Annotated in this window: 4 protein-coding genes; all 4 read right to left on the bottom strand. The window is 47.7% G+C overall.

All coding sequences use genetic code 11. From position 1 onward, the window contains the following. A partial coding sequence (locus O71_RS20040; protein WP_192811718.1) for a pitrilysin family protein occupies positions 1-1,226 on the bottom strand: 1,226 nt, incomplete at its 3' end. Beyond that, positions 1,211-1,474 carry a hypothetical protein gene (locus tag O71_RS22255; RefSeq protein ID WP_155801037.1) on the bottom strand — a complete coding sequence of 88 codons (264 nt, stop codon included), beginning with the start codon at positions 1,472-1,474 and terminating at the stop codon, positions 1,211-1,213. The genes O71_RS20040 and O71_RS22255, both read right to left, overlap by 16 nt. An 11-nt stretch (positions 1,475-1,485) precedes the next feature. After that, a complete protein-coding gene (locus tag O71_RS20045) occupies positions 1,486-2,823 on the bottom strand; it encodes a pitrilysin family protein (protein WP_040574960.1) in 1,338 nt (445 codons plus the stop codon). A gap of 220 nt (positions 2,824-3,043) precedes the next feature. Then, positions 3,044-3,756: hypothetical protein (locus tag O71_RS24460; protein WP_007660768.1), on the bottom strand; the 713-nt coding region annotated here is incomplete at its 5' end.

Genomic DNA, 3,756 nt, shown 5'->3' on the forward strand with positions numbered 1-3,756 from the left:
ATGTATTTTGCGATAAGCTGATCTGCTGTTACATCAGTCGGTACAGCTTTGGCAGCTGCTCTGTCTACCTTTTCGCCAGTAGCGTCAAAGTAAGTAATAGTGTTATCGTCTTTGTCGAACGCTACCAGTTTATCAGCGATATCAGCAGCGTTACCTACGGCCAGGATGTAGAGCTGGTCAGGGCGCACGTACTTCTGTGCTACACGCTGCACATCAGCTGCTGTAATAGACTCTACTTTCTTCAGGTAGTTGGCATAGTAGTCAGCGGGTAGCTTGTAACGGGCAGTAGAGATGGCATACATCGCCACAGTGCCCGGGTTCTCCAAGCCACGTGCAAAGTTACCCGTGATGTAAGCTTTCGCATAGGCAAGCTCTTTGTCAGTAACCTGCTTTGTTCTGATGTCAGTGAATTCTTTCATGAATTCCGCAGCGGCACTGTCAGTTACGGCGTTGCGAACGCTGGCAGAAGCATTGAAGCGTCCGAGAATTTTATCAGATGAAAGCGTAGAATAAGCGCCATAGGTATAGCCATTCTTCTCACGAAGGTTCATAAACAGACGGGCTGTGCTGCCACCACCTAAAATGGTATTCATAACCTGAGTAGCTACGAAATCGTCAGCTCCTGGCTTCAACTCGGCCGGGTTTGTAAATGAAAGCACACTCTGTACGGCGCTCGGACGGTCTACAATCACTACCTGAGTTTTGCCATCGTGCTTTGGCAGGTCGTAGTTGTGAGAAGGAACATTTCCTTTTTTCCACTTGCCAAACGATTTGTTCAGCAGCTTTTTCATCTCCTTCGGTGTCACATCGCCTACTACAGCCAGATAGCCGATGTTCGGGCGATAATAAGTGTTGTAGTAGTTCTGCACATCGGCCAGCGTTACGCTTTCAATCGACTTCTCGGTCATCAGCTCGCCATTTGGGTGATTCTTGCCGAAAAGCAGCGTGTTACGGATTTTACCTGCGATAGCATCTGGGTTGTCTTTCTCAGAAGCAAGATTAGCAGCCATCTGCTTTTTCACCTTGTCCAGCTCTTCCTGTGTGAAGTTTGGGTTTAGAAGAGCATCAGCAGTAAGATCCAGCAACGTAGGCAGATTCTTCTTAAGGGAAGAAGCGCTGAAACCGGTAGAGCTAAATGAAAGATTAGCACCGATAAAATCTACCTGCTCGTCGAGCTGGTCTTTGGTGCGCGACTTGGTACCTGTGCGCATCATCTGGCCTGCCATGCTACATAGCCTGCTTTGTCACCTTCCAGAATCGGGTCGCGGTCCAAAACCAGCGACATGTTTACTACTGGTAGTTTGTGGTTTTCTACCACGTATACCTTCAGGCCGTTTTTCAGGGTGAAGTGCTCGTACTTGCCCAGCTCAATTTTAGGAGCCGGACCAGCCGGAGGAGGCGTTTGTTTTGTTTGAGCTGTGGCTACCGTGGTAAGCGCCAGCATCAAAAGGAGTATGTTATATATTCTCTTCATGATCATCTAAATTAATTGCTTTGTTGAGCTGACTTAGGCAGGTAGTGCAACACCACGCGGTTGTTCTTGGTGAGGTACTTGTTGGCCACGCGCTGGATGTCTTCTTTTGTCACTTTCATGTAACGGTCAATCTCGTTGTTGATCAGGTTGGCATCACCGTAGTAAACGTGGTAGTTGGCCAGGTTCTCGGCACGGCCGGCCACGGTGCTGTTCTGCTGCACAAACTGGCTTTCCATCTGGTTGCGCAGTTTCTGGAACTCACGCTCGTTAATCAACTCCTTTTTTACCAGCTCAATCTCTGCATCCACAGCTGCTTCAAGATCCTTCACATCCACGCCCATGTTGGCGATGGCATAGGTCAGGAACAAGCCCGGATCTTCAGTTGGGAAAGGGATAGAAAGGGCGGCAACTGCCTTCTGCTGCTTGTCCACGATGGCCTTCGGCATACGCGCACTCTTACCACCGGAAAGCAAAGTAGTTAGCATAGACAGTGCATAATGGTCTTCAGTACCCTGCGCCGGGATGTGGTAAGCCTGAATAACGGCTGGCAGTTGGATGTTGTCATACACAGTCTTGCGGCGCTCTTCTGTCTGGGCTGGCTCCACAACGTTTGGTCTTGGAATCTCCTGCGTGCCTTTCGGGATCTTCGCGAAATACTGCTCAATCAGTTTCTTGGTGTCGTCGATGTTGATGTCGCCAGCAATAGAAAGCGTGGCATTGTTTGGCACGTAGAAGGTCTTATAGAAATCACGGAATTCCTCGATTTTAGCGTTGTTCAGGTCTTCGAACGTGCCAATTGGCGTGATCTTATAAGGGTGCTCTGTGTAAGCAAGACCGAACGTATTCTCCAGGATAGTACCGTAAGGCTGGTTGTCCACGCGCATACGCTTCTCTTCCTGTACTACTTTGCGCTGTGTCTCTACGCCTACTTCGTCTACTTTGGCGCCCACCATACGCTCAGCTTCCATCCAAAGGCCAAGCGCCAGTTGGTTAGAAGGCAACAGTTCGTAATAGTAAGTACGGTCGAACGACGTATTGGCATTGAGGGAGCCACCGGCTGCCTGTACCATGTTCATGTACTGGCCACGCTCAATGTTTTCAGTGCCTTCGAACATCAAGTGCTCGAAAAAGTGAGCAAAGCCTGTACGGCCTTTCACCTCGTTTTTAGAACCCACATGATATAGCACCGACACTGCCACGTTGGGCGTAGAGTTGTCTTGGTGCAGGATCACATGCAGCCCGTTCGGGAGTGTGTACTCCGTGAATTCGATCTTATTGCTCTTAGTCTGGGCGAAGGCCGCAAAGCCCGTAGCGCACCACATAAGGCAAAGGATAAGCTTACGTTTCATAAAATGATTGTTTAGGAATAGTAAAGCTCTATACACAACATGTGTTATAGAAACTATAAAATTAATCTAAATCGTGGAGGGGTTTTCCACAAATAGCCGAACACAGGCGATTGCTCTACTAACCGGGGAGAGAAGCAGATGAATCGGGGGATTTTGGGGGAATAGAGTAAATACGAACACTTGTACTTTGTGCCTGAGTGGGACTTTCCCTGAGCACTTGCTACAGTGCCTGCTGCAGTTGTTGTAAAATGAACTTCTTAGGTAAGTTAAGCAGGAGTGATAGAAGGAAGAATGCAAAAAGCGCATACTTAGCTTGTACAATGTCTTCATGCTTGTCAGGAAGGGCGACAAAGGTATATATTAAGCCAATGAACAATGGAAAGCTAAACGGAGACAGTAACCGGTAGTCCAGTGCATCGAAGTGCGAGACAAAGCGGAGTGCTAAAATAGCAGTCAGGTATATGAGTGCTATACCGATGCATATCATCGAAAAGCTATTCTGCCTGAGCTCTTGCCAGAAGTTATAATGTTTTTTTATCTTAAAGGAAATGAAGGTCAATACTGCCAGTTGGATAGTAGCTGTTACATAAAGTAAGTAGTCTGGTTGGTTCTGAGGTCTGTACTCGCGGATGATGAGGAACTCGTTAAGGAGGCCTCTGAAAAGCATGACAATAAATGCGCCTATCGTTTCCGTTTCATCTTCCAGCCTGTCGAACCCAGTAGTAAAACCACTAAGCCTGTAATTAATATATAAATACGCTCCTGCCAGCATTGCGAGTACAATTGAACTTGTGAACAAGTACAGAGCAGGCTTGTAGCTGCCTCTATAAGCAAAGTATAGTCCCAGAAGAGCAGGCACAGCAAAAGAAAACGCACCGATATAGCGGATAAGAAATAACGCAAGGCAAACGGCGAACAGCAGCACAACATTTT

Source organism: Pontibacter sp. BAB1700 (genome assembly GCF_000277005.1).
GTDB lineage: Bacteria > Bacteroidota > Bacteroidia > Cytophagales > Hymenobacteraceae > Pontibacter > Pontibacter lucknowensis.